Source organism: Campylobacter sp. RM12651, assembly GCF_022369475.1.
In the GTDB taxonomy this organism is placed as follows: domain Bacteria; phylum Campylobacterota; class Campylobacteria; order Campylobacterales; family Campylobacteraceae; genus Campylobacter_E.
On sequence record NZ_CP059600.1, the window covers coordinates 326,864 to 348,774 of the forward strand.

At 27.3% G+C, this 21,911-nt stretch carries 22 protein-coding genes and 3 tRNA genes; 13 read left to right on the forward strand and 12 right to left on the reverse strand.

The genetic code is table 11. From position 1 onward, the window contains the following. Nucleotides 1-46 precede the first annotated feature (46 nt). Both yedE and yedF read left to right on the forward strand, forming a co-directional pair. Nucleotides 47-1,231, forward strand: a complete 1,185-nt coding sequence (yedE, locus tag AVBRAN_RS01635) for a selenium metabolism membrane protein YedE/FdhT (RefSeq protein WP_214115978.1) — start codon at nt 47-49, stop codon at nt 1,229-1,231. Further along, nucleotides 1,221-1,445, forward strand: coding sequence for a sulfurtransferase-like selenium metabolism protein YedF (gene yedF / locus AVBRAN_RS01640; protein ID WP_214115976.1), 225 nt, complete (start codon nt 1,221-1,223; stop codon nt 1,443-1,445). Before yedE ends, yedF begins: the two co-directional genes overlap by 11 nt. Nucleotides 1,446-1,468: 23 nt before the next feature. Here yedF and AVBRAN_RS01645 read toward each other — a convergent pair whose 3' ends face one another. The 9 genes from AVBRAN_RS01645 to AVBRAN_RS01685 form a co-directional block, all read right to left on the reverse strand. After that, complete coding sequence (locus tag AVBRAN_RS01645; RefSeq protein WP_239803372.1) at nt 1,469-2,629, reverse strand: multidrug effflux MFS transporter; 1,161 nt, start codon at nt 2,627-2,629, stop codon at nt 1,469-1,471. Between the two features lie 79 nt (nt 2,630-2,708). Next, complete coding sequence (locus tag AVBRAN_RS01650; protein ID WP_214119711.1) at nt 2,709-3,074, reverse strand: DUF305 domain-containing protein; 366 nt, start codon at nt 3,072-3,074, stop codon at nt 2,709-2,711. Between the two features lie 61 nt (nt 3,075-3,135). After that, nucleotides 3,136-4,284: a metallophosphoesterase gene (locus tag AVBRAN_RS01655; RefSeq protein WP_239803373.1), complete on the reverse strand. Its 1,149-nt coding sequence runs from the start codon at nt 4,282-4,284 to the stop codon at nt 3,136-3,138. Between the two features lie 2 nt (nt 4,285-4,286). Next, a complete protein-coding gene (locus tag AVBRAN_RS01660; RefSeq protein ID WP_239803374.1) occupies nt 4,287-5,627 on the reverse strand; it encodes an SH3 domain-containing C40 family peptidase in 1,341 nt (446 codons plus the stop codon). Then, nucleotides 5,627-6,904: a M99 family carboxypeptidase catalytic domain-containing protein gene (locus AVBRAN_RS01665; RefSeq protein WP_239803375.1), complete on the reverse strand. Its 1,278-nt coding sequence runs from the start codon at nt 6,902-6,904 to the stop codon at nt 5,627-5,629. The genes AVBRAN_RS01660 and AVBRAN_RS01665 overlap by 1 nt, the downstream gene beginning before the upstream one ends. Further along, nucleotides 6,897-7,955, reverse strand: coding sequence for a 1-deoxy-D-xylulose-5-phosphate reductoisomerase (locus AVBRAN_RS01670; protein ID WP_214116014.1), 1,059 nt, complete (start codon nt 7,953-7,955; stop codon nt 6,897-6,899). Before AVBRAN_RS01670 ends, AVBRAN_RS01665 begins: the two co-directional genes overlap by 8 nt. A gap of 32 nt (nt 7,956-7,987) precedes the next feature. Further along, complete coding sequence (locus tag AVBRAN_RS01675; RefSeq protein ID WP_239803376.1) at nt 7,988-8,716, reverse strand: phosphatidate cytidylyltransferase; 729 nt, start codon at nt 8,714-8,716, stop codon at nt 7,988-7,990. Between the two features lie 9 nt (nt 8,717-8,725). Then, nucleotides 8,726-9,040 carry a hypothetical protein gene (locus AVBRAN_RS01680; protein ID WP_214119715.1) on the reverse strand — a complete coding sequence of 105 codons (315 nt, stop codon included), beginning with the start codon at nt 9,038-9,040 and terminating at the stop codon, nt 8,726-8,728. Continuing rightward, nucleotides 9,037-10,317, reverse strand: a complete 1,281-nt coding sequence (locus AVBRAN_RS01685; RefSeq protein WP_239803377.1) for an NFACT RNA binding domain-containing protein — start codon at nt 10,315-10,317, stop codon at nt 9,037-9,039. Before AVBRAN_RS01685 ends, AVBRAN_RS01680 begins: the two co-directional genes overlap by 4 nt. Before the next feature lie 62 nt (nt 10,318-10,379). On the opposite strand from AVBRAN_RS01685, the gene AVBRAN_RS01690 reads away from it, so the two are divergent. The 11 genes from AVBRAN_RS01690 (at nt 10,380) to pepT (ending at nt 19,813) form a co-directional block, all read left to right on the forward strand. Next, a complete protein-coding gene (locus AVBRAN_RS01690; protein ID WP_239803378.1) occupies nt 10,380-11,633 on the forward strand; it encodes a 3-isopropylmalate dehydratase large subunit in 1,254 nt (417 codons plus the stop codon). Continuing rightward, nucleotides 11,623-12,204, forward strand: a complete 582-nt coding sequence (locus AVBRAN_RS01695; RefSeq protein ID WP_239803379.1) for a molybdenum cofactor guanylyltransferase — start codon at nt 11,623-11,625, stop codon at nt 12,202-12,204. The genes AVBRAN_RS01690 and AVBRAN_RS01695 overlap by 11 nt, the downstream gene beginning before the upstream one ends. A 30-nt stretch (nt 12,205-12,234) precedes the next feature. Beyond that, a tRNA-Sec gene (locus AVBRAN_RS01700) sits at nt 12,235-12,333 on the forward strand. A 76-nt stretch (nt 12,334-12,409) separates the two neighbouring features. Then, a complete protein-coding gene (locus AVBRAN_RS01705) occupies nt 12,410-13,474 on the forward strand; it encodes a GGDEF domain-containing protein (RefSeq protein WP_214115946.1) in 1,065 nt (354 codons plus the stop codon). 2 nt (nt 13,475-13,476) lie between these two features. After that, nucleotides 13,477-14,556, forward strand: a complete 1,080-nt coding sequence (locus AVBRAN_RS01710) for a GGDEF domain-containing protein (protein WP_214115944.1) — start codon at nt 13,477-13,479, stop codon at nt 14,554-14,556. After that, nucleotides 14,549-15,619, forward strand: a complete 1,071-nt coding sequence (locus AVBRAN_RS01715; protein ID WP_214119719.1) for a GGDEF domain-containing protein — start codon at nt 14,549-14,551, stop codon at nt 15,617-15,619. Before AVBRAN_RS01710 ends, AVBRAN_RS01715 begins: the two co-directional genes overlap by 8 nt. Beyond that, a complete protein-coding gene (locus AVBRAN_RS01720) occupies nt 15,616-16,686 on the forward strand; it encodes a GGDEF domain-containing protein (protein ID WP_214119720.1) in 1,071 nt (356 codons plus the stop codon). The genes AVBRAN_RS01715 and AVBRAN_RS01720 overlap by 4 nt, the downstream gene beginning before the upstream one ends. 53 nt (nt 16,687-16,739) lie before the next feature. Continuing rightward, a tRNA-Arg gene (locus tag AVBRAN_RS01725) sits at nt 16,740-16,816 on the forward strand. Nucleotides 16,817-16,820: 4 nt separating this feature from the next. Continuing rightward, nucleotides 16,821-16,905, forward strand: a tRNA-Leu gene (locus AVBRAN_RS01730). 146 nt (nt 16,906-17,051) lie between these two features. Beyond that, entirely contained in the window at nt 17,052-18,608 is a 1,557-nt protein-coding gene (locus tag AVBRAN_RS01735) for an AbgT family transporter (protein WP_239803380.1), read from the forward strand. 2 nt (nt 18,609-18,610) lie between these two features. Then, nucleotides 18,611-19,813: a peptidase T gene (gene pepT / locus AVBRAN_RS01740; protein WP_239803381.1), complete on the forward strand. Its 1,203-nt coding sequence runs from the start codon at nt 18,611-18,613 to the stop codon at nt 19,811-19,813. Between the two features lie 26 nt (nt 19,814-19,839). On the opposite strand, the gene AVBRAN_RS01745 is transcribed toward pepT, so the two are convergent. The 3 genes from AVBRAN_RS01745 to AVBRAN_RS01755 are packed head-to-tail and all read right to left on the reverse strand — an operon-like array spanning nt 19,840 to nt 21,910. Continuing rightward, nucleotides 19,840-20,514: a hypothetical protein gene (locus AVBRAN_RS01745; RefSeq protein WP_239803382.1), complete on the reverse strand. Its 675-nt coding sequence runs from the start codon at nt 20,512-20,514 to the stop codon at nt 19,840-19,842. Nucleotides 20,515-20,571: 57 nt separating this feature from the next. Next, nucleotides 20,572-21,330 carry a prepilin-type N-terminal cleavage/methylation domain-containing protein gene (locus AVBRAN_RS01750; RefSeq protein WP_239803383.1) on the reverse strand — a complete coding sequence of 253 codons (759 nt, stop codon included), beginning with the start codon at nt 21,328-21,330 and terminating at the stop codon, nt 20,572-20,574. Then, nucleotides 21,308-21,910 (reverse strand): prepilin-type N-terminal cleavage/methylation domain-containing protein, encoded by a 603-nt coding sequence (locus AVBRAN_RS01755; protein ID WP_239803384.1) that lies wholly within the window; start codon nt 21,908-21,910, stop codon nt 21,308-21,310. Before AVBRAN_RS01755 ends, AVBRAN_RS01750 begins: the two co-directional genes overlap by 23 nt. Nucleotide 21,911: the final 1 nt, after the last annotated feature.

Consider the following 21,911-nt stretch of genomic DNA (forward strand, 5'->3'; position numbering starts at 1 on the left):
TCAGCCTTTTAATTTTGGCTAAGTTTTAGCTATACAAAGGATTTTTATGAAAACTTCAAATTTTGGTGCAGAACTTGCACACTTTCATCAAAACTACCTAAGCAAATTCTATAGCAATACTAAAGCGGTTATGGTTTTAAGCATAATGGCAACTTTATATTTCGCTATTTTTGGTGGTGTTTTTGCAGTAACAGGCGAATTTACTCGTATCGGTGGAGAAATTCTTGAGCTTTTTGGAATGGATTTAAGTTCGTATTCATATTATCAAAAGCAAAATCTAAACGGAACTATGCTAACTCGTGTTGATGGAGTTATGATTATTGGACTTATAATTGGTTGTTTATTAGCTGCTAGCGTTGCTAATAAGGTGTATTTTAGAAAAATAGCTTCTAAGACTAGATTTTTTCAAGCATTAGTAGGCGGAATATTAGCAGGATTTGGTGCTAGACTTGCTTGGGGATGCAATTTGGCTAACTTTTTTACAGGTCTTCCTTATTTTTCTTTACATACTTGGGTTTTTGCTATTTTTATGTGTCTTGGGGTTGCGGCGGCTATTTTGGTGCTAAAAATTAAGATTTTTGCTCCTAGATATGAGATGATTAAAACAAATACTCCGCAATTAAAAATAGATAAGAATTTAGAACAAAAAAACAAAATTATTTTATTTCTTAGCGTAATTGCTTTTTTTGTATTCTTTGCATATTTAGCTAGTAATGATACTAAAAATCTTCCTACAGCATTGATATTTGGAGTGATTTTTGGCTGGTTGATACAAAAAGGACAGATTTGCTTTACTTCTTGTTTTAGGGATTTATTTTTATTTAAAAGATATAGTTTTTCTTTAGCTTTATTTGTATCAATGTTAGTTGCTAGTATTTTCGTATTTGCATTATTAAATAAAGGCGGATACAACGCTAAGGTTTTAGAAATATCTCTTGGGCTTTGCACGGGAGCATTTATATTTGGCTTTGGTATAGTGTTTGCAGGTGGTTGTGAATGTGGATTTTTATATCGTGCAGTAGAAGGGCAAACTCATTTTATAGTAGTTGGTATTGGAAATATAATAGGAACTATGCTAATTGCTTTAAATTATGATTTATTGCCTAAGTGGTTTTTGAGTGGAGAAAAAATCAAATTAAGCGGATATAGTGGTCTTGGCATTAATATAGCTTTATTTTTAATAAGCATTGCTTTAATATTATTTTATGCAAGGAGAAAAAATGAAAATTGATTATTCTATTTCTTTATTAGGCGAACCTTGTCCTTATCCTGCAATTGTTGCTAATGAAGTAATTCACAAGCTAAAAAGTGGTGAAGTATTAGAAATAATTAGCGATTGTCCGCAAAGTATTAATGGAATTCCACCTGATATGAAAGCTTTAGGTCATAGTTGCGAAGTAGTGCAAAATGGCTCTATTTTAGGCTTTTATATCACTAAAAAATAAGTTTAGAATTTAAAACAGAAGTTTTAAATTCTAATTAACTTAAATCTTAAAATATAAACTAGACTTGCAAGTAAGCAAAAAATGCTTATTATGCAAGCTAGTGCAAAACTCGTATTAGCATTCATAGCACCGACTAAAAACGCTGCAAATCCTGCGAACATAAATTGCATAGCTCCAAGTATTGCTGAAGCACTACCTGAATATTTTTTAGATTTTTGCATAGCTTTTGTAACTAGATTTGGTGTTATAAAGCCTAGCATACATAAAGTTAAGAATAAAAATAAAGTAAAAGTATAAAAATTATTTGATAAGAGTATTAAGCAAAATGAATTAATTATCATTGTTATACAAGCTATAAAAATTACTTTTGATATACCGAATTTAGAAGTAAAATACACATTTAATCTAGCTGTTATCATAAATCCTAAAGAATTTATCCCAAATATTAATCCATATTCTTGTAAGCTGATATTAAAGACATTGGTAAAAACAAAACTTGAGCCACTAATATAAGCAAATAAAGTGCTCATAATTAAACTTGAGCTAATTACATAAATTAAAAAACTTTTATTAGTTAAAACACTTTTATATGCTTTATAAATATTTGAAAATGAAAAAGGAATTTGATTTTTGTTGCTTTCTTTTATATAAAAAATACTTAAAAATAATAATAAAATTCCAAGACAAAATAAAGTAATAAAAATGCTTTGCCAAGAAAAGTATTTAAGCAAAAGCCCACCAATGCTAGGAGAAATCATAGGAGCTATGCTAGAACTAATCATCATTAATGAAAATACAGCCACTGCTTTTTGCTTAGAAAAACAATCATTTACAATAGCTCTTGCAATCACAACCCCAGCACATCCGCCAAGTGCTTGCATAAATCTTAAAGCAATAAAAGTATAAATATTATCAACTAAAAAACATAAAAAGCTAGATATTATAAATATGAAAAGTCCTATAATTAATGGGATTTTTCTACCATAAATATCGCTAATTGGTCCATATAATAATTGTCCTAATGCAAAGGCTATAAAAAAACTAGCAATGCTTAATTGAGTATAAAACTCACTTGTATTAAAACTATGCTGAACTAAGCTTAATGCAGGTAAATACATATCAGTTGCAAGTGGGGCAATAGCACTTAAAAATGCCAATATTAAAATAAAAAATTTTTCTTTCATCTATACTCCTAAAAAATATGATACTGTCTTAATTTGGCAAATGAAGTTTTATGCAAGGAAAATTACCTTGCATAAATTATTAATGTTGATGATGATTGATTGCTTCTGGATATTTATAGCCTTTTTTCTCTAAATATTCTTGCATAAATTTAATTTCAATTTCTTGAGCTTTTATAATATCATTAGCTAATTTTTTGATATTTTCATCTTCTCCATATTTTAAAACGATTTTAGCCATATCAACAGCACCAATGTGATGAGGTAGCATACCTGCTACAAATGCTATATCAGGGTCGTTTTCATTCATACCTGCTTGCATTTTAGAATGCATTTTCATCATACTTTCATTTAGTTCTTTTTTCATATCGTTTAATTCTTGAGGACTTAAATCTTTAGCAAATAAACTAAATGCACCTAAGCATAAACATAAAAAAATTTTTTTCATAAAATACTCCTTGTTTTAAATAAAGATATATTTTATTAATTAGTATTTTCTATTAAGTAAATTATTTAGATTTTACATTAATTAAGACTATTTCGCTACTTGCATTAAACCTAGCTACTATGCCCCAAAATCCCGCTCCACTTGTTACATACATTTTGCTATTTTTTACATTATATAAGCCTTTTAAATATCCTTGCTCAAGTTTAACAGCCAAGCTAAAAGGAAAGATTTGTCCTGCGTGAGTATGTCCAGCTAGGATTAAATCATAAGGGCTAACATCGTATTTTTTAACAAATTTTGGCTGATGGGTTAGTAAGATATTAAACTTATCTAATTTAGGCTTTAATTTGCTAATATCAGGCTCAAAAGTCTTAAGCTTTAGCCCCATCAAATCATTTACACCTGATATTATAAAATCATCAAATTCTATGCTTTTATTATCTAAAAAATGCAATTTATATTTTTTTAATTCCTTAGCGATACTGCCTACTCCGTGATAATATTCGTGATTTCCTAAGACATAAAATGTGCCATAGGTTGATTTTAGTTCATTTAGATAATTAAGGTTTTTGACATTATTAATACCTGTATCTACTAAATCTCCTACGATTACTACTAAATCAGGATTTAAAGAATTAATTTTATTAATTATATTTATAAAAAACTCATCATTTAAATTCTTTTTTAGATGAATATCAGCTATCATTGCGATTTTTAAATCTTTTTTTAGTTTATCTTCGTTTAGATTTATTTCTTTTATTTTAGGGACTTTTATTGCGTTTTTTGATACCTTATAAAAAAATACAAAAGCTATGAAAATAAATATATACTCATAATTTAAAATATTTATATCTTTTAAATAATAAATAAGTATAAAAAATATAGGAAAAAAATTGAATATCTCCCATATATCAATTGCTTTTGCAAAATATTCTTCATAGACTATTTTTGTCTTGATATAATAAAAACTCATAATCATAAAAAACACAATAGTTGAAGCAATTAAAATTATAAAAGAATAATATAAAAGCTCTTTAATTAAGTTTTCTTGAGTAATTAGGCTTAGTTCAAACGCAAAAATAATACTATAAAAAGCCACAATTATTTTTCTAAATTTATTAAAAGTATTATTTTTAATAGTTCTTAAAAGCATATTTGCATTAGCGAAAAATACCAATAAAAAATATAAAATACCAAGTAATATAGCCATAATTAGTCCTTATTAGAATTTAAATTAGGAATTTCAAACTGCAATTCATCAGCAAATAGATTTCTCATACCAAAAATCCTACTTAATATTACATCTTGTTCTTTTACACTTGAGAGATTTTTGCCTGCATCTATTGTGGTTATTGCTACTTTTCCAACGATAATTCTACTCTCAACTCCACGCTCATAATTTTTAATCCCCCATAAATTATGCAATATATAGATTTTGTTATCAAATTCTCCTAAATATAAAACTATATGACCTTTTAGAGCTAGCAAGGTTGCAAAAGGTATTGCATTGCTTTTAATATAATTATATTTTTGTTTATTGCTAAGTTTTGAGATATTAAAAAATATTTTTCTATTTAAATAATCTTTTTGATAGATTTGATCTTGCGAATTTCTAGCTAGAAAAACTCCAAATGTGCCAAAGACATCTTTTAAAAAAGCAGAGCAATCTCTATCGCCGTTTAATCCGCCCCAGCCATAGTTTTGTCCTATTAATTCATTTGCGATTTTTTTTAAATCAACGCTAGAAAAACTATCTCCAAGCTTGAAAAAATCTTCTTTTTTGACCTTTATTTCAATAAGTTTTGCGTTATTGTTTAAATCCTTTTTAAAAACTCTTATAGTATAAAAATTAGCACTTTCTTTACTTAATGCCAAAGGCATTCCAATTCTTGCGTATTCTATGAAGTCTTCATTTTTATCTATTAATGCAATTTTATCTTTTTTAGGCATTATGAAGTCTTTTGATGATTTATAAATATTTAAATCTTCATCACTAATAAATGCAATATTTTTATTTTCTATAAAGCCAACTACTACGCTATTATAAATAAAACTCCAGCCAAAATCCTTGCTAAAATGAGAGATTTTAACAGGAGTATATGCGTAGATAAATGAGTTTTGCAAATAATCAAACGGATAGCCTTCACCTGCTAATTTAGGATTTTTAAATCTTGGTTTTTTAGTAGGTAATAATCTTAAATTACTTGAATGAATAATGATTGCATTTTTTGAAATTTTGTTTAAATTATCAAAATCAGCATTATCTACTATATTTTGCATTAATTTTTGAGAATTTAATTGATAATTTTCTCCATAACCTGTGTCTTTTAAAATATCATTTGCAATATTTTTCATATTGATATTTGTTTTATCAATTCCCCATACATAAAATAGGTTTTTTAAATAATTTTCTTTTAATTTTTGTGATACTTCTTTATTGATATAAAACTCATTGCTCTCATAATTATTTAAGTCTTGAGATGGAAGAGCAAAATAATTTTTACTGCAAGAAGTAAAAATTACAAGACAAATAATTAAAATAATATTTTTCATCATTCAAATCTAATTAAAATTTCACCTATAAATTTATTATCTTCGTAAGCTTCAACCCTATAAATCTTACCTGCTTTATCAATTGAGTATTGTTTTTGCATATTTTTAAGGCTTAGTTTTATACTATCTTCACTATCTTTTGCGTTATAGCCTATGACATTAATTCTTACTTTATCGTGTTTTTTAACTAAAAAATAATTTTTTACTTCAATCATTTTTGCGAAATTAGTTGTGATTTCTTTATCATCAACAATTAAATTTAACTTATCAATAATATCGCTATATTCAACATTTTTTTCTAAATACAAATTAGTTTGAAAGCGATTGCCGTATTGAATACTAAAGCCATTATCTTGATTGTTTTTAAAAATCGCAGTTAATTCATTGCTAGCTTTATAAGTAAATGGCAATTTTATTGGAATAAATCTTATTTTTTCTCTTGGTTTTTGAAGGCTTAATAAAAAGCGATTTTCAATTTTAATTAAAATCGGTTTTTCAATAACTTCTCTTACTGCATTAGGATTTAATTCAAATTCTCGCTCAAACTCAACTCCAGCAGCCTTTAAATAGCTCTCAATTGCTAGTAAATGATAATATGCTCTTTCGTGAGTTAATAGATTTTTGCTAGCTTCGTTTGCATAGGCGGCTTTACCTTGAGTAATTGCATAATAAGTTAGGCTTTTTAGCATTTCTTCATCGCCATTTGCTGTGTTTGTGTTTTTTAAATGATAGCTATGTAATTTGTGTAATAAATTATTATTTATACTTTCACAAGCCTTACTTGCAATTTCGTTTAAATTCCCATATTTTGCGTCAATTTGCTCTTGGTCAATTATGCAAGAATTTCCCCATTTTTTAGGATTTTTATCCTTATTTATATAATTTGGAGAATAATATCCACTACCATCGTGAAGATTTATTATGAGTTTTACTTCAGGTAAAGTTATTATTTTTTTGATTAATTCAACCGTGTAATAATCAGGGTCATCTTCGCTAAGTTCTGCGAATTTGCGATTTAAATCTCCAAATTCTCCACGACTTCTAGCAATTATTGAATCAAATGCAAGATTTGGCACGACAATTACTTTTCCTTTAGTGATTTTATAATCCGTGATTAATAAGCTAGCAGCGTGAAAACCACCTGGCTCATCTCCTTGAATACCGCCAAAAATCAAAACGGTATTATCACAAACTTTTTCACATTCTCCTAAAGTGTTTATAGTAAAATTTAAAGCAAATAAATTAAGACTTAAAAATGTTAAAAATATCTTAAGCATTCAAAAACTCTCTTACCATTTTATCTACACTAAACACATCATCAATAGTATTTATTTTACTATCAGCAAATTTATCTAAAGCCTTAAATACTGCGTCGCTAATATCATAGAATTTACATTCATCTTTTAAATATTTATATACAAATTCTTCATTAGCAGCATTGATAATAACACCTAAATCAGGATTGTTTAATAGCTCATCTTTTAGCCTAAAAATAGGGTATTTATTAGGATTTATCTCAAAGAATTCTAATTTAGCAAGTTTTAAAATATCAAAATACTCACAAGCAGCAAAATCACTCTCACCTAAGAGTGCATTTGCAATGCTAAGCTTCATATCAGGCACGCTAAAATAAGCACTCATTGAGCCATTTATACTTTCACAAAATGCGTGAATACTTGAGCTTGGCTCTATGATTGCGTCTAATTCTAAATTAGGATATAAATGTTTTGCTTCTATTAATTCATAAAGCTTATTTGTCATTGTTGCACTATCTATTGTGATTTTTGCTCCCATATCCCAATTAGGGTGTTTTAAGGCTTCATTTGCTTTTAGATTTGCAACTTCATTGTATTTAAAAAATGCCCCACCACTAGCAGTAATTGTGAGTTTTTTAGGGTGTTTAATACCCCTTAAAAGTGCTGCCAATGCACTATGTTCGCTATCAATAGGAGAGATATTAAAAGTATCAAGAAATTTTCCAGCCACAACCAAGCTTTCTTTATTTGCTAAAAAGAGTTTTTTATCTAATTCTTGAGTTTGTAAAGATATTTTAAGCCCTGCAAATCCTACTATTGCATTGATAATTCCATCACTTTTTAAATCTTGCATTATAAATGCAGCGTCTTTTATTGAGTATTTATTAGAATGATTTACTTTATCTAGTATTTCATCACTCGCTAAGACTATTTTAGGATTAAACATTTTTATTTGTTCGTTTAATAATTCATAGTTTTTATAAGCACTAATGCACTCTAATTTAATATCAGCTTGTTTTATGATTTTTAAAGCATTAACGCCGATTGAACCAGTTGAACCAAATACGCTTATAATTTCAGGTTTTGTTGGATTTATAGTAAAGCTCATAAGAATACCACCATAATAATACTAGCAAAAATCAAAGCATCAACTCTATCTAATACTCCGCCATGTCCAGGGAAAAGCTCCCCACTATCTTTAACCTTCGCTAAGCGTTTTAAATAGCTTTCAAATAAATCTCCAAATACAGCAAAAAATGCCATTAAAAATGATAAAAATAAAACTTCTAAAAAGCCAATCTCACTATAAACAAAACTAGCATAAATGCTTGAAATTATTGTGCTAATAATAATTCCGCCGATTACTCCTTCTAAAGTCTTATTAGGAGAACTTGGACTAAAGCTAGTTTTTCCATATTTTTTACCTACAAAATAAGCAAAACTATCACATAAAACAACGCTTAAAAGTAGCCAAATAAAGCCACTTAATTCAAATCTAATATAAGTTTCAAAAATAAAGCTAATTCCAATTCCTGCATAAATAAATGGTAGAATTTCTTTTAAATCTCCTTGTTTGTATGCTAAAAAAGAAGCAAGAACTAAAATAGCAAAAATCATAGAAACCACAGGCATTTGAGTATAAATTCCTAATATCAATCCTAAGGCTAAAATTAAATAATTATTTTTAGTATCAAATAATTTACAAGCTTCAAAATATCCAATGCCACTAGCTAATAAAAATATTATTAGCCATAAATAATAAGAATTTATCGCTAGAAAAATTACTGCAATTATTGCAAAAATTAAGCCTGTTTTTATTTTTTCATTCAACATAAATACTCCTTAAACAAGTTTATCAAAAAGCCTATCGCTTTCTTTTATTTCTTCAATTTCTTCATCTTCTTCTATCATAACACCGAAAAAATTAGCTCTTTTATGCTCTTTTTTAGGGCGTTCTTCTTGATATGATTTTTCATCATCAAGATTTGTGTTTGTTTTTGAGCTTTCGCTACTTTCTTCTATTACATTAACTTCTGGCGTAACTAAAGTAATTTGCTCATCAGCAAACATTTTTGCATTATGTTTTGCGTGATTATCAATCGCTACGCCTTGATTTTGATTTATATAATTTATATTTCCAATATTATTTACACTCATAAAAAAACCTTTATAGTATCGTAATTAACATAATTAACGAATGCTTTTTCAATAATTTTTACATTTGCTCTTTTTGTAAAATCTACTAAAAAATTACCTTCTTTTTTACCAGAATAACAAGCACAAAGACTTGCAGCATGATAGATTAAATCTATATCATAGCTTTTTTTGTTGCTTGAAATTATTACATGAGAGCCTTTTAAATCCTTTAAATGAAACCATAAATCATCTTTTTTGCTATTTTTTAGCAAATATTCATTAGCGTTTTCATTAAGTCCTACGCTAATTTTGTAATCATTTACATAAAAATTTAATATGTTTGGATTTTGCTGGGTTTTGCCTTTTTTATTGTTTTTTGCGAATAATGAGCGTAAAAATACTTCATCTTTTGTGCAAATTATTGCTTGTTTTAGGCTATTTAAAGCATTTATTTTTTCGTTTAGATTATCTTTTTCTATGCTTATATTTTTTGCTTTTTGGCTTAATTTTTTAGCGTTTTTATAAATATTATTTAGCTCATATTTTGCAGAATTGATTAAAGAATATTTATAAATTCCTATTTCAAATTCTCTTTCGTAATCTTTGATTTTATATAAGTTTTCTTTTAGTGCATCGCCTTTTGAGTATTCATAAAGTGCTTTTTTGTTTAGTAATTCTTCATCTTCTAAAGAATTTATTAAAAGCTCTAATTTTTCAATTTTTTTATCATTTTCCATTATTTTTTGAGCTTTTAATGAGTTTAATTTCTCGTTTTGAAGACTTGCAAAAATATTTGCGAAATAAATTTTAAAATCTTCAATTTTTATATTTTTTTCAGTGATTTTTGTAGGTTCTAAATCTATGTAAGGTTCATTTTGTAAAATATCTCTAAGGTTGTTTTTGCCGTATCTTAAGGCACTTATTATATTTCTTTTATCATCTAAGATTAGTGCATTTGTAAATTTTCCTGAAAACTCAAGTATTAAATAAAATTCCATTTTTTTATAAGCGTGAGCTAAGGCTAGTTTAAACTCTAAAATCCTATTATTTATAGGCACTTTAATATCTAAAATACTTGCGTTAAAAAGCATTTTTTTAAGTTGTAAATCAAATGGACTAGTATAATCTTTAGCATATAAATTACCACTATAAATTGCACTTTTGCCCTTGGTTAAATCAAAATATAATTTATCTTTAAACTCAATACATAAGCAATTATCATTTATTCTATACGCACGATTTATCTTTTTATATTGCTTTAAATAATCTTTAATTTGCACTAAATCATAATAATTCATTTTTAATCCTTTTATTAATTTTAACGGCTAAAATTAATAAAATTAGAAAAAAAGGGAAATCTATGACTTTAACAGAACAAATATTTGCTCATCATATAGGAAAAGAAGTAAAAGCAGGTGAGATTATTGATTGTCCTATTGATATGGTAATAGGAAATGATATTACAACTCCAATTTCTATTAAACAATTTAAAAAAAGTGGTGCTACAAAATTAGCTAATCCTGATGGCTTTGCAATTGTGCTTGACCACTATATTCCTGCAAAAGATATTCTAAGTGCAAATCAAGCAAAAATTAGTAGAGATTTTGTAAAAGAACATAATTTAAAATATCTTTTTGATGAAAAAAATATGGGTATTGAACACGCACTTTTACCTGAAAATGGACTGATTAGTCCAGGTGATGTGATAATTGGTGCAGATAGTCATACCTGTACGCACGGAGCTTTAGGAGCATTTGCTACTGGAATGGGAAGCACTGATTTAGCGTATGCAATGATAACAGGTAAAAACTGGTTTAAAGTGCCAAGTGCTATTAAAGTGCAATTTCGTGGAAAATTAAAGCCTTGGGTTTATGGAAAAGATTTAATTTTAGAAATTATTAGAATTTTAGGCGTTGATGGAGCTTTATATAAATCATTAGAGTTTTTTGGAATTGAAGAGCTTGATATGGATAGCCGTTTTAGTTTATGTAATATGGCGATTGAAGCAGGTGCAAAGAATGGAATTTGTGCTGTTGATAATGTTACAAGAGAGTTTTTAAACTCGGTTAATTTAAAGAGAAAAGGCGTTGAGTTTAGCCACTTGCCAAATGCTGTTTATGAAAGAGTAATTGAGATTGATTTAGACAAGCTTGACCCTGTTGTAGCATATCCATTCTTACCAAGTAATGGTAAAAGTATAAAACAAGCTGTAAGTGAAAAGGTAAAAATTGACCAAGCATTTGTAGGCTCATGCACAAATGGAAGGCTAAGTGATTTAAGAATTGCAGCGAGTATTTTAAAAGATAAAAAAGTTCATTCAGATGTAAGAATGATAATTACTCCAGCTACAACCAAAATTGCTTTACAAGCTCAAAAAGAAGGCTTAATGGATATATTTGCTAGTGCTGGTGCAGTTGTAAGTAATCCAACTTGTGGTGCTTGTTTAGGTGGGTATATGGGGATTTTAGCTGATGGAGAGCGTTGTATATCAACTACGAATAGAAATTTCGTAGGTCGTATGGGTGCGAGAACTTCAGAAGTTTATCTTGCAAATAGTGCAATTGCGGCTGCTAGTGCAATTAAAGGATATATTTGTTCTCCTGATGAGCTTTAAAAATAGCGTTTGCCTAATTTTAGGTGGTGGAAAATCAAGTAGAATGGGGCAAGATAAGGCTAATTTACGCTTTAATTATAAAAAGCGTGAAATTAGCCTGATTAATTATTTATATGAAAAATTGCAGCCTTTATTTAATGAAATATATTTTTGTGCTAAGACTAAGCCAAGTGATTTAAAATGTAAATTTTTAAAAGATAATTATGAATATTTTCATCCAATTAATGGTTTAAAGACTTTTAAAAATATTAAAATTCCTAATTCAAATTCTGTTTTTGTAATTGCAGTTGATTTTGTAAAAATTAATAAAAGCTCTATAAAAAGACTTTTTTATAAACATAAAAGATATAAAAGTTCAGTAGTGGCAAAAAGTATCAAAACTCATTTTTTATGTGGTTTTTATAAGATGAGCGATTTAAAATATTTAGATGAATTAGATGAAAATTGCAAAATCAAAGATTTTTTTATAAAGTCAAAGGCAATTACTTTAAGCTTTAAAAATGATAATGTTTTTTTAAATATGAATACAAAAAGTGATTTTGAAAAGTTTATTAAAAGTTACAGATATTAAACATTTTATGCTATAACTAAGCCTTTTTTATGGAGAGTTTGGCCTACTGGTGTAGCCCTAAGACTTCAAATCTTGTGGTGGGGTAGTTGACTATTCTGCGGGGGGTTCGATTCCTTCACTCTCTAGCCAGGTTTTGGAATTTTAAATAATATTTTAGGTTTAAATTATAAAATATTTTTTGATTTATGGTTTTAGGAAAAATAAGTTGAAAGAGATTAGAAGAGTTGATAATTTTGAATATATAATAAAAGTTACCGTTGTTATTATTGGCTTAGTTCATCTTATATATGCTGTTAGTTTTACTCTAACGGGGCTATATTTCTTATTACCTTCTAGCTTAATTCAAATTATTATTTCTTTATTAGTAGCTTATGTAGTGTTGATAAGAAACAAGGGATATGCAATTGCTACTTTATATGCGCATTTAGATATATTATTTTCTTGTTGTTATTGCACTTATTATCTTGGATGGGGCTATGGTTTTACTATGATAATAGTTCTTTTATTATCATTAGCATATTTACAAAATTTCAATACTTTCTTAGTTCCAATAGGTATAGGACTTGTAGAAGCGACTGCTTTTTTTGTAATGCTTTATATTACAAAAGATACTCCAAATTATCCAAATCCTTATATGCCATATATAAATATAGCTAATTTTTTATTTATGGTAGTTACATTGCTAGTTTATATTTGGCTAAATGATAGAGAAAACGCCAAGATTATTAAGCAACTTGATGCTAGAAAAGAATTCTTACAATATAAAGCTGAAAATGATTATTTAACCACACTTTTAAATCGTCGTGCTATGAATGAGATATTAGATAATATGTTAGAAAAATTAAAAAATAAAGAAGTAAATTCTTTAGCATTAGCAATAGGAGATATTGATAATTTCAAGCATTTAAACGATACTTATGGTCATAATTTTGGAGATTTAGCTTTAAAAGAAGTTTCTAAAGTGTTTAAAAACGAATATGAAAACAATACAAATACTTATGTGGCTAGATGGGGTGGAGAAGAATTTTTAATACTATTTAGCAATTACTCTTACAATGATGTTTTAAATTCTTTAGAAAAAAGTAGAAAATCTATTGAAAAATTACAAATTAAAGATAATTTAAATGAAACTAGCGTTACTATTTCAATAGGTGTTAGTTATTCTATAAATTTAATTAATAAAGATGTATTGATAACAAAAGCAGATGCAGCACTTTATAGTGCAAAAGACTCTGGAAAAAATAGAGTAAAGTTAGTTAATTTAGGTTAGATATGGGAAGTTTTTTAGATCAAGATGATTTAGTTGTAGCAAAAAAAATTGCTAGATATATACTAATTATATTTTCAACATTATATTTTTTATTATCTATTTTAATGGGTTGGTTAGGTCATAACTATCCTATGTTTGTTAATTTGTTTTTAGCTTGTATATATTTGTATTCATTAAAAAAGTTAGATTTATTAGAAGTCAATAGTTTAGTATATACGGTGCATTTTGTTTGTATAGTTTATGCTATTTTTATGGTTCTTTATTTTGGTTGGAGTTTTGGAGCTCAATATTTTTTAATACCTTGTATAGCTTTTTGTTATGTAGGTCAATTTGAAAATAGAAAAATTATCTATACATTAGCAATTTTTGAGAGTATAGTTTTTGAATTATTGTATATATTTATGGAAGTTAATAAATATACCTTACAAAATCAATTATATGTGCTTGGATACAATATTAATGGCATATTTTATATTATTCATAGCTTATTTGCGTGTCTTACAATTATAATTGTTATGTATTTTTTAAAAATTAAAGTTTATAAAACAATTGAGACAAAAGAAAATGCAAATGAAGTTTTAAGTATTAATGCTTCTACAGACCCGCTTACATATTTACTAAATCGTTGGGCTTTTATGGAAAAAATTCATTTAATTCAATATAAAAAGAATTTTCATTTTGCTTTAATAGATATAGATTTTTTTAAAAAAGTTAATGATACTTATGGGCATAGTGTTGGAGATGAAGTTTTAAGAGTAACCGCAAGTTGCATAAAGCTTAATTTTTCAAGATACACTGATATGATTGCTAGGTGGGGCGGGGAAGAATTCTTAGTATTTGCATTAGGTTGCAGTGAAGAAGAATTTTATGAAGCGTGTAATAATTTTAGAAAAGAGCTAAAAAATAATAAATTCTGTGCTGGCGATTTTACGATAAGTGCTAGCGTTGGTTGTTTGCATGTAAATGGCGATTTTTCATATAGTAATTTTGATAATTATATTAAAAAAGTTGATGAATTATTGTATATGGCAAAAAATAGCGGTAGAAATAGGATAGAAGCAAAGCGTATAGAAGATGAATGAATTTAGAAAGATAGATAATATAAGACAATTAGTAAAAATCACAATGATTTTACTAACAATAACCCATACTACTTATGGGAGTGTGTTTTATTTTCTAGGTCTTTATCCTATGGTTAATATTAAGTTTATTGAAGCTTTTATTGCTTTAGTAGCTACGATTTTTATTTTAAAAATTGACAAATATCATAATATTGCTGTTTATTTTACACATGCTTCTGTTTTGCTGTCTTGTTCAATTTGCACATATATTTTAGGGCAAGGATATGGTTTTTTAATAGTTATGATAGCACTTTTATCTCTTGGCTATGTTCATGACTTTAGCAGTTCTAAATATCCTTTGATTATTGGTATTTTTGAAATTATTTTATTTATAGTTACAATAATTATTACAAAAGATGTTCCTGATTTTGAAAGCGAATATATGGTTTTTGTATATGTATTTAATGTTATAAATATTACTTCTGTAATTATTTTTTATTCGTTTTATACGCATAGTATTGATGAGAATGAAAGTAAAATATTAGAAAAAGAAAGCATTAAATTACAAAATAAAGCTGATTATGATTATTTGACAAATATTTTAAATCGTCGTGCAATGAATGAAATTTTACATATATATCATAATTATTTTCAAAAAGACCAGATTCGTTCTATGGTAATTGTCTTAGGTGATATTGATAATTTTAAGAGTTTAAATGATGAGTGCGGTCATAATTTTGGAGATATTGTTCTTAAAAATACAGCAAAAATCATTAAAGATAAAATATCTAAAAGAGCTTCTAGTTATGTAGCTAGATGGGGTGGAGAAGAGTTTTTAATGCTATTAACAGGTCTTAGCATAGATGAAAGTGAAGAACTAATGAATGAGATTAGGGAAGATTTTGCTAACTATACTCATAAAGATGGTTATAATGCTAGGAAAACTACAATTACTTTTGGAATTTGTTATTCTTTAAGACTTGAAAGTATAGATTATATGCTATCTCAAGCTGATAATGCCTTATATAGTGGTAAAAAATCAGGTAAAAATAAAGTAGAAACTATAGTTTTAGGACAAATATGATAGATTTTGAAAAAAGAAAATATGAACTAGTAGAAGTTTTACAAGCTGAAAAAATTATGAAAGGTATTTTAGTTTTTAATTTAGTATATGCTTTAATAATGATAATTAATGATATTCCTTATTTGTTTTTAACGTATTTTATGCTAGCTGGATTATTTTTAGTATCGTTAGTATTTGTTAAGAGTAATAATTTTAATGCTTGTATTTATGTTACTTTTTTTTCTTGTTTTGTTTTTTCTGCTAGCTCAATTTATTATCTTGGGTGGGGTTATGGGTTTGAATATTATATATTACCTATAATATCTTATTTTTATATAGGTATTTATAGGAAAAAATACATTATATATTTAATAGCGACTTTCGGACTTATTTATTATTTGGCAATGTATTATTTTTTTTGTGTGAATGATTATTCTTTAGATATACCTTTATATTTATTTAGCGATGGTTCTAAATTCTATTTTAATTGTTTTAATGGGATTGTAGTATCAACTATTTTTGTAATTGTATCAAGTGTTTTAAGAAAACAAATATATATTGAATTAGAAAATAGACAAAATATAAATAAAAAGCTTGATAAAAGTGCAAATTTTGATTATTTAACAAGACTTATGAATAGATGGTGTTTTATAGATAGTATTGAAGATTTAAATATTAAAAGTAAGGTAAGTATTGCTTTAATAGATGTTGATTATTTTAAAAAAGTAAATGATACTTACGGACATAGTGTGGGAGATGAAGTATTAAAAAATTGTGCAAATTTAATGAGAAAGCATTTTGGAGAATATACTGATTTGATTTGTAGATGGGGTGGAGAAGAATTTTTAATATTAGCTTATAATGTATCTGCTTTAGATTTTGAAAATGCTTGTGAGAATTTTAGAATAGAGTATTCAAATTCTACATTTTCTGTTGAAAGCTTAACTACTAGCGTTAGTATAGGTTTAGTTTTTATAGAAGATAATTTTGCTAATAATATTTTAGATGAATATATAACAAGAGTTGATAAGTGTTTATATGAGGCTAAAAATACAGGTAGAAATAAAATAATAAAAAATATAATTTAATTTAAGCAAAAATTAATTTTATTAGGATAATATACAGCTTTTATTTTTAGTGTGCGTTCATAGCTCAGCTGGATAGAGCAACGGCCTTCTAAGCCGTAGGTCAGAGGTTCGAATCCTCTTGGGCGTACCACTTAGCGGATGTGGTGAAATTGGCAGACACGCCAGACTTAGGATCTGGTGCAGCAATGCGTGGAGGTTCAAGTCCTCTCATCCGCACCACTTATCACTTTATTTATCTTTTTTAATCACCTTTTTAATATTTGTTACGAAAAGTTACATTAACACATAAAAGTGCTAATTTTCTTTGCTTAAAATCTGATTTTATTGTAACATAAATCCTTTTATTTTATCAAAAAGGAGCCTTAATGGTAGAAAACCAGCAAATCAAACGAAATGGATTTGAAAAAATCTTACACAAAATTGAAGTATTAGGAAACAAATTACCTGATATTACAATTCTTTTTTTAATTGCATTTTTTATTGTGATGATTTTAAGTTTTGCATTAAGTTTTATTGATTTTTCTTACATTCATCCAGTTAGTCATGAAAAAATTGTAGTTAAAAATATGTTTGAAATTCATAATTTAACTGAACTAATAGTTAGATTAGGCGTTAATTTTATAACTTTTCCTGCTTTACAATTAGTTTTAGTTGCTACTTTAGGAGTTAGTATTGCAGAAGGCAGTGGTTATATTAGAGCATTACTAATTAAAATGATAGGAATAGTTCCAAAAAGCATTGTTGTTCCTGTGGTTATATTAATTTCTATATTTTGCCATATAGTATCGGATAGTGCTTATGTATTTTTAATGCCAATTGCAGCTGCTATGTATTATAGTGCAGGTCGCCATCCAATAGCTGGAATTACTACTTCATTTGCTGCACTTGCAGGTGGGTTTAGTGCTAGTTATATTCCAAGTGTAGTTGATCCGTTAATGCAAGAATTTACTCAAAAAGCAGCAAGGACAATTGACCCTGAAATAAGCGTAAATGTATTGTGTAATTATTTTTTAAGTATTTTTTCAACCTTTAGCGTAATTGCTGCTTGTTGGTTTGTTAGCTCAAAAATTATTGAGCCTATGCTAAATAAAACTATGCCTATTGATAGTGATTGCAAAATCGCTCATTTAGAAAATGAGAAATTAAGCTCACAAGAAAATAAAGCTTATTGGGGAGCAACTTTAACATTTATATTTATGGCTTTATTATTATTTGCTGTATCAATTCCAGATGATTCGGTTATGCGTGGTGCTAATGGCTCACTTACTAGTGCTGATGCAGCTTTAATGAAAGCTATTGTTCCATTAGTATTTTTATTCTTAGCAATTCCAGGATATGTTTATGGAAAAATTAGTGGCTCTATAAAAACTTCAAGTGATTTATCAAAAATGGCTGCAAGTAGTTTAAATACTCTTACTACTTTTATAGTATTTTGTTTCGTATGCGGGCAGTTTTTATATGTATTTAATACTTCAAATCTTTCAACTCTATTAGCAATTTCAGGAGCTGAGTTTTTAAAGAGTATGAATATGCCTTCAGTTTTCACTGTTTTAGGAGTGATTATATTTACAAGCTTTTTAAATATTTTTGTTACATCAGCTACATCAAAATGGGCTATATTAAGCGTTATTTTTGTTCCTATGTTAATGTTACTTGGAATTAGTCCTGAACTTACTCAAGCAGCATATAGGACGAGTGATAGTGCGGTAAATGTTATGACACCTATGTTTCCATTTTACCCATTAGTGATTGGTTATTGTCAAAAATATTATAAAAAAACAGGGGTTGGAACACTTAGTTCATTAATGCTTCCATTTGGTATTGCTTTATGGATAGCTTTAGTTGGTAGTTTATTTATATTCTGGGCTTTAGGTCTTCCGTTAGGATTTGATACTACTTATGTTTATAATTTTAAAGGTTAGATATGTTGGTAGAAGACTTTATAAAATATGTAAAAATCTCATCTCAAAGCGACGCTAGTAAGAGTAATACTCCTACTAGTGAAGGGCAGTTACAATTAGCGAAATTATTAAAAAGTGAGTTAGAGAATTTAGGACTTAGTGAAATTAAGCTAAATGATAATGGTATTTTAACCGCACTTTTAGCTGGTGATAAAACTAAGACTAGCTTAGGTTTTGTAGCTCATCTTGATACTATTGATGTTGGGCTTAGTCCTTGTGTAAATCCTAAGATTTTAAGATTTGAAGGTAAGGATTTAGATTTAGGTAAAGCGGTTTTAGAGATTTCTAAACACCCTGAAATTATGAAGTATTTAAATGAAGACATTATTTTTAGCGATGGCTCATCTGTTTTAGGGGCTGATAATAAGGCTGCAATTGCTGTTATTATAAACTTAATTAAAACTCTTAAAAATAGTGATATTAATCATCCTGATATATTTTTAGCTTTTGTGCCAGATGAAGAAATAGGGCTTTTAGGCTCAAAGCAGCTTAATTTAGATGATTTTAGGACAACTCATCCTTATACTATTGATTGTTGTGAGGTTGGGGAATTAATGTATGAGACATTTAATGCAGCAAGTGCAAAGCTTAATATAATAGGTGTATCAGCACACCCAATGAATGCTTATAAAATAATGCTAAATCCAACTTTATTAGCAAATGAGTTTATAAATCTTTTTGATAGATTGCAAACTCCTGAAAATACTAAAGATAAAGATGGATATATTTGGATAAATGAAATGCACTCAAATCAAAACGAAGCTAGTGTGTGTTTAAATATAAGAGACCACGATAAAACTAAGTTTGAAGAGAAAAAAGAATACATTAAAACTTGCGTTGATTTTATGCAAAATAAATATAAAAAAGCTAGTTTTAAACTAGAAATGAGCGATACTTATTACAATCTAAAAGATGCTTTAAATGATGATAATAAAGATAGTTTAGATAAATTATATAAAGCTTTTGAATTATCAAATATTAAAGCAAATACAATTGCTATGCGTGGTGGGACTGATGGAAGTGCGTTGAGTGTAAAGGGTCTTTTTACCCCGAATTTTTTCACAGGAGCACATAATTTTCATTCAAGATTTGAGTTTTTACCTGTTAAATCACTTGAAAAGTCTTATGAAGTAGCACTTAATTTAGTAAAAATATATTCAAACTAGGAATTTTAATTCCTAGTTTTAAATTCTTAAAAGCTATATCCTAAATTAACTCCGTATCTAATACCTTTAGCTATTACATCATTTGTATAACTTGCTTTAATTCCTGCATAAAAGCCGTCTAAATTGCGAGTGAATTTATAACCTAGCATAAGATTTGCTTCATAATTTAGTCTTTTTTGTTGCTCGTTAAATAATTTATCTCTTTTATTATCTAAATAAAATTTTGCAAAAGCACTAGCTTCAACAACTAATCCTTCATCAAAAATATTCATAGTGCTAGCTCCTAATTTGATTAAATTAGTATTAGCTACTAAATCTTTAGTATTAGTTTTGCTTTTGATTTTTTCATGACCTAAGCCACCTAAGACATTAAAGCCTGATTTAACTCCTACATTATTATTAAAAAATCCAATACCACCTAATACATTAACAGCAGTATAAGTGCTTGAAATTTTGCCACTTTCTATATTATTTTTATATTCTGAATCAAAGTCGTGAATGCTTAAATCTGCACCAAAAACAAAATCATTATCATAATTACTAAGTTTATAAGAATTTATAAAAATTCTTCCTTGATAAATACCATTATCGCTTAAATTAAGCCCGTAATCTTTAGCTTTTCCTACCATAAAATCAGCACCTACGAAGTTTTGTGCGTTTAGGCTAATTACACATATTAGTGTTGATAAAATTTTTTTCATATTATCTCCTTTTTAAAAAATGTTAATTCTATATTTGTATTTTTATATTTTAGTAATTTATAAATTATGACAATATATAGGCTTTTTGATATTAGAAATAAGTTGTCCGTTATTATTTTTAGGAATTGTTGTAAAACCTACATTATTTATTACAATACATATTGAGTTATTTTGGTCTATATTAGTTGATTTGCTTAGTCTAATAATATATGAATTAGCTTTTATTAGATTATAAGTTTTTGATTTATTAGCATATGAACTTGCAAATAATTCTCCTAATTCATTTACCATTATTCTGTGAGTTTTTTTGTATTTATTATTTAGATTATAAAATACATCAATTTTAGTTATTCCAAAGCTTTTTGTAAGATTTGTCCTTGTTGTAAGCAAATTATCATCTACGCTTATTCCTGCATATCTAGCTCCAATTAATTTTGTTTTATCAAATAAATCTTTTGCTAATTCATTTGCATCTGGATTTGATGAGCTAGAACCTATGCTATCACTAAAAATACTATATCCAAATTCTTGATGATTGCATTTGTATTTGTTATATGAAGTTTTTGTATTTGCTACACAATGAAAATATATTTGCCAATATGATTTATCGTAATTTGTCGTATAATCATATATATCGTAATTTAGTGCTAAATTACGAAGTATATAAATATCTTGAGATAAACTCCTAGCCGCTAGGATTAAAGAATTTGAATTGATTTTTGATATTGCTATACTTGAGAGTATTCCAGCAACAACTAAAACTAAAACTAATTCAATTAAAGTAAAGCCACACTTATTTGCACGCAGCTCTGTCAATATGTACGAATCCAGAATATTTCTCTACATAAATACAAGCTATATCACTACCTTTTGAAATTTCTATTTTAAATCCACTTGGATTTTGATTAAAGTTTAAAGGCTCTCCTAATTCATTAAATATAATAGTATCCGTAGGTGTTAGACCGCTAGCAGGAGTTGTTGTTGGTGTAGTTGGGGTAAATGTTATATTGTATTTTTTAATTTTAAGAATAGCTGTTCTTGTAGCACAATTTTCATTGTTTTCAAAATCACATATTCTTTTATCAGGATTTAAAAAATCTTCAGCATATTCTGCTAAAACAGGCGTACTTCCTTTTGTGTTGTATTCGGTTTTACTAATTTTATAAATCTTATTAGAAGCTATTGTAAAACGATAATATTTATTATGATAACCATTTGTTCCATCATAAGCGTCATCTCCTAACGCTAGAATTTTTGTATATCTAATATCGTTTGCAATACTTCTAGCAGCATCTATTAATTCACTTGTATGTATTTTAGAAACAGCAACCGCACTAAGTATAGCACCAACAACCATAACAACTAATAATTCAATCATAGTAAAAGCTTTTTTCATA

Excerpts from the sequence above, each read along its gene's own strand:
- AVBRAN_RS01720 (WP_214119720.1), top strand. The coding sequence starts at position 15,616 with ATGATAGATTTTGAAAAAAGAAAATATGAACTAGTAGAAGTTTTACAA.
- AVBRAN_RS01660 (WP_239803374.1), bottom strand. The coding sequence starts at position 5,627 with ATGAAAAATATTATTTTAATTATTTGTCTTGTAATTTTTACTTCTTGC.
- AVBRAN_RS01735 (WP_239803380.1), top strand. The coding sequence starts at position 17,052 with ATGGTAGAAAACCAGCAAATCAAACGAAATGGATTTGAAAAAATCTTA.
- AVBRAN_RS01715 (WP_214119719.1), top strand. The coding sequence starts at position 14,549 with ATGAATGAATTTAGAAAGATAGATAATATAAGACAATTAGTAAAAATC.
- AVBRAN_RS01685 (WP_239803377.1), bottom strand. The coding sequence starts at position 10,317 with ATGAATTATTATGATTTAGTGCAAATTAAAGATTATTTAAAGCAATAT.
- AVBRAN_RS01690 (WP_239803378.1), top strand. The coding sequence starts at position 10,380 with ATGACTTTAACAGAACAAATATTTGCTCATCATATAGGAAAAGAAGTA.
- AVBRAN_RS01680 (WP_214119715.1), bottom strand. The coding sequence starts at position 9,040 with ATGAGTGTAAATAATATTGGAAATATAAATTATATAAATCAAAATCAA.
- yedE (WP_214115978.1), top strand. The coding sequence starts at position 47 with ATGAAAACTTCAAATTTTGGTGCAGAACTTGCACACTTTCATCAAAAC.
- AVBRAN_RS01745 (WP_239803382.1), bottom strand. The coding sequence starts at position 20,514 with ATGAAAAAAATTTTATCAACACTAATATGTGTAATTAGCCTAAACGCA.
- AVBRAN_RS01655 (WP_239803373.1), bottom strand. The coding sequence starts at position 4,284 with ATGGCTATATTACTTGGTATTTTATATTTTTTATTGGTATTTTTCGCT.
- AVBRAN_RS01695 (WP_239803379.1), top strand. The coding sequence starts at position 11,623 with ATGAGCTTTAAAAATAGCGTTTGCCTAATTTTAGGTGGTGGAAAATCA.
- AVBRAN_RS01755 (WP_239803384.1), bottom strand. The coding sequence starts at position 21,910 with ATGAAAAAAGCTTTTACTATGATTGAATTATTAGTTGTTATGGTTGTT.
- AVBRAN_RS01645 (WP_239803372.1), bottom strand. The coding sequence starts at position 2,629 with ATGAAAGAAAAATTTTTTATTTTAATATTGGCATTTTTAAGTGCTATT.
- yedF (WP_214115976.1), top strand. The coding sequence starts at position 1,221 with ATGAAAATTGATTATTCTATTTCTTTATTAGGCGAACCTTGTCCTTAT.
- AVBRAN_RS01675 (WP_239803376.1), bottom strand. The coding sequence starts at position 8,716 with ATGTTGAATGAAAAAATAAAAACAGGCTTAATTTTTGCAATAATTGCA.
- AVBRAN_RS01710 (WP_214115944.1), top strand. The coding sequence starts at position 13,477 with ATGGGAAGTTTTTTAGATCAAGATGATTTAGTTGTAGCAAAAAAAATT.
- pepT (WP_239803381.1), top strand. The coding sequence starts at position 18,611 with ATGTTGGTAGAAGACTTTATAAAATATGTAAAAATCTCATCTCAAAGC.
- AVBRAN_RS01650 (WP_214119711.1), bottom strand. The coding sequence starts at position 3,074 with ATGAAAAAAATTTTTTTATGTTTATGCTTAGGTGCATTTAGTTTATTT.
- AVBRAN_RS01665 (WP_239803375.1), bottom strand. The coding sequence starts at position 6,904 with ATGCTTAAGATATTTTTAACATTTTTAAGTCTTAATTTATTTGCTTTA.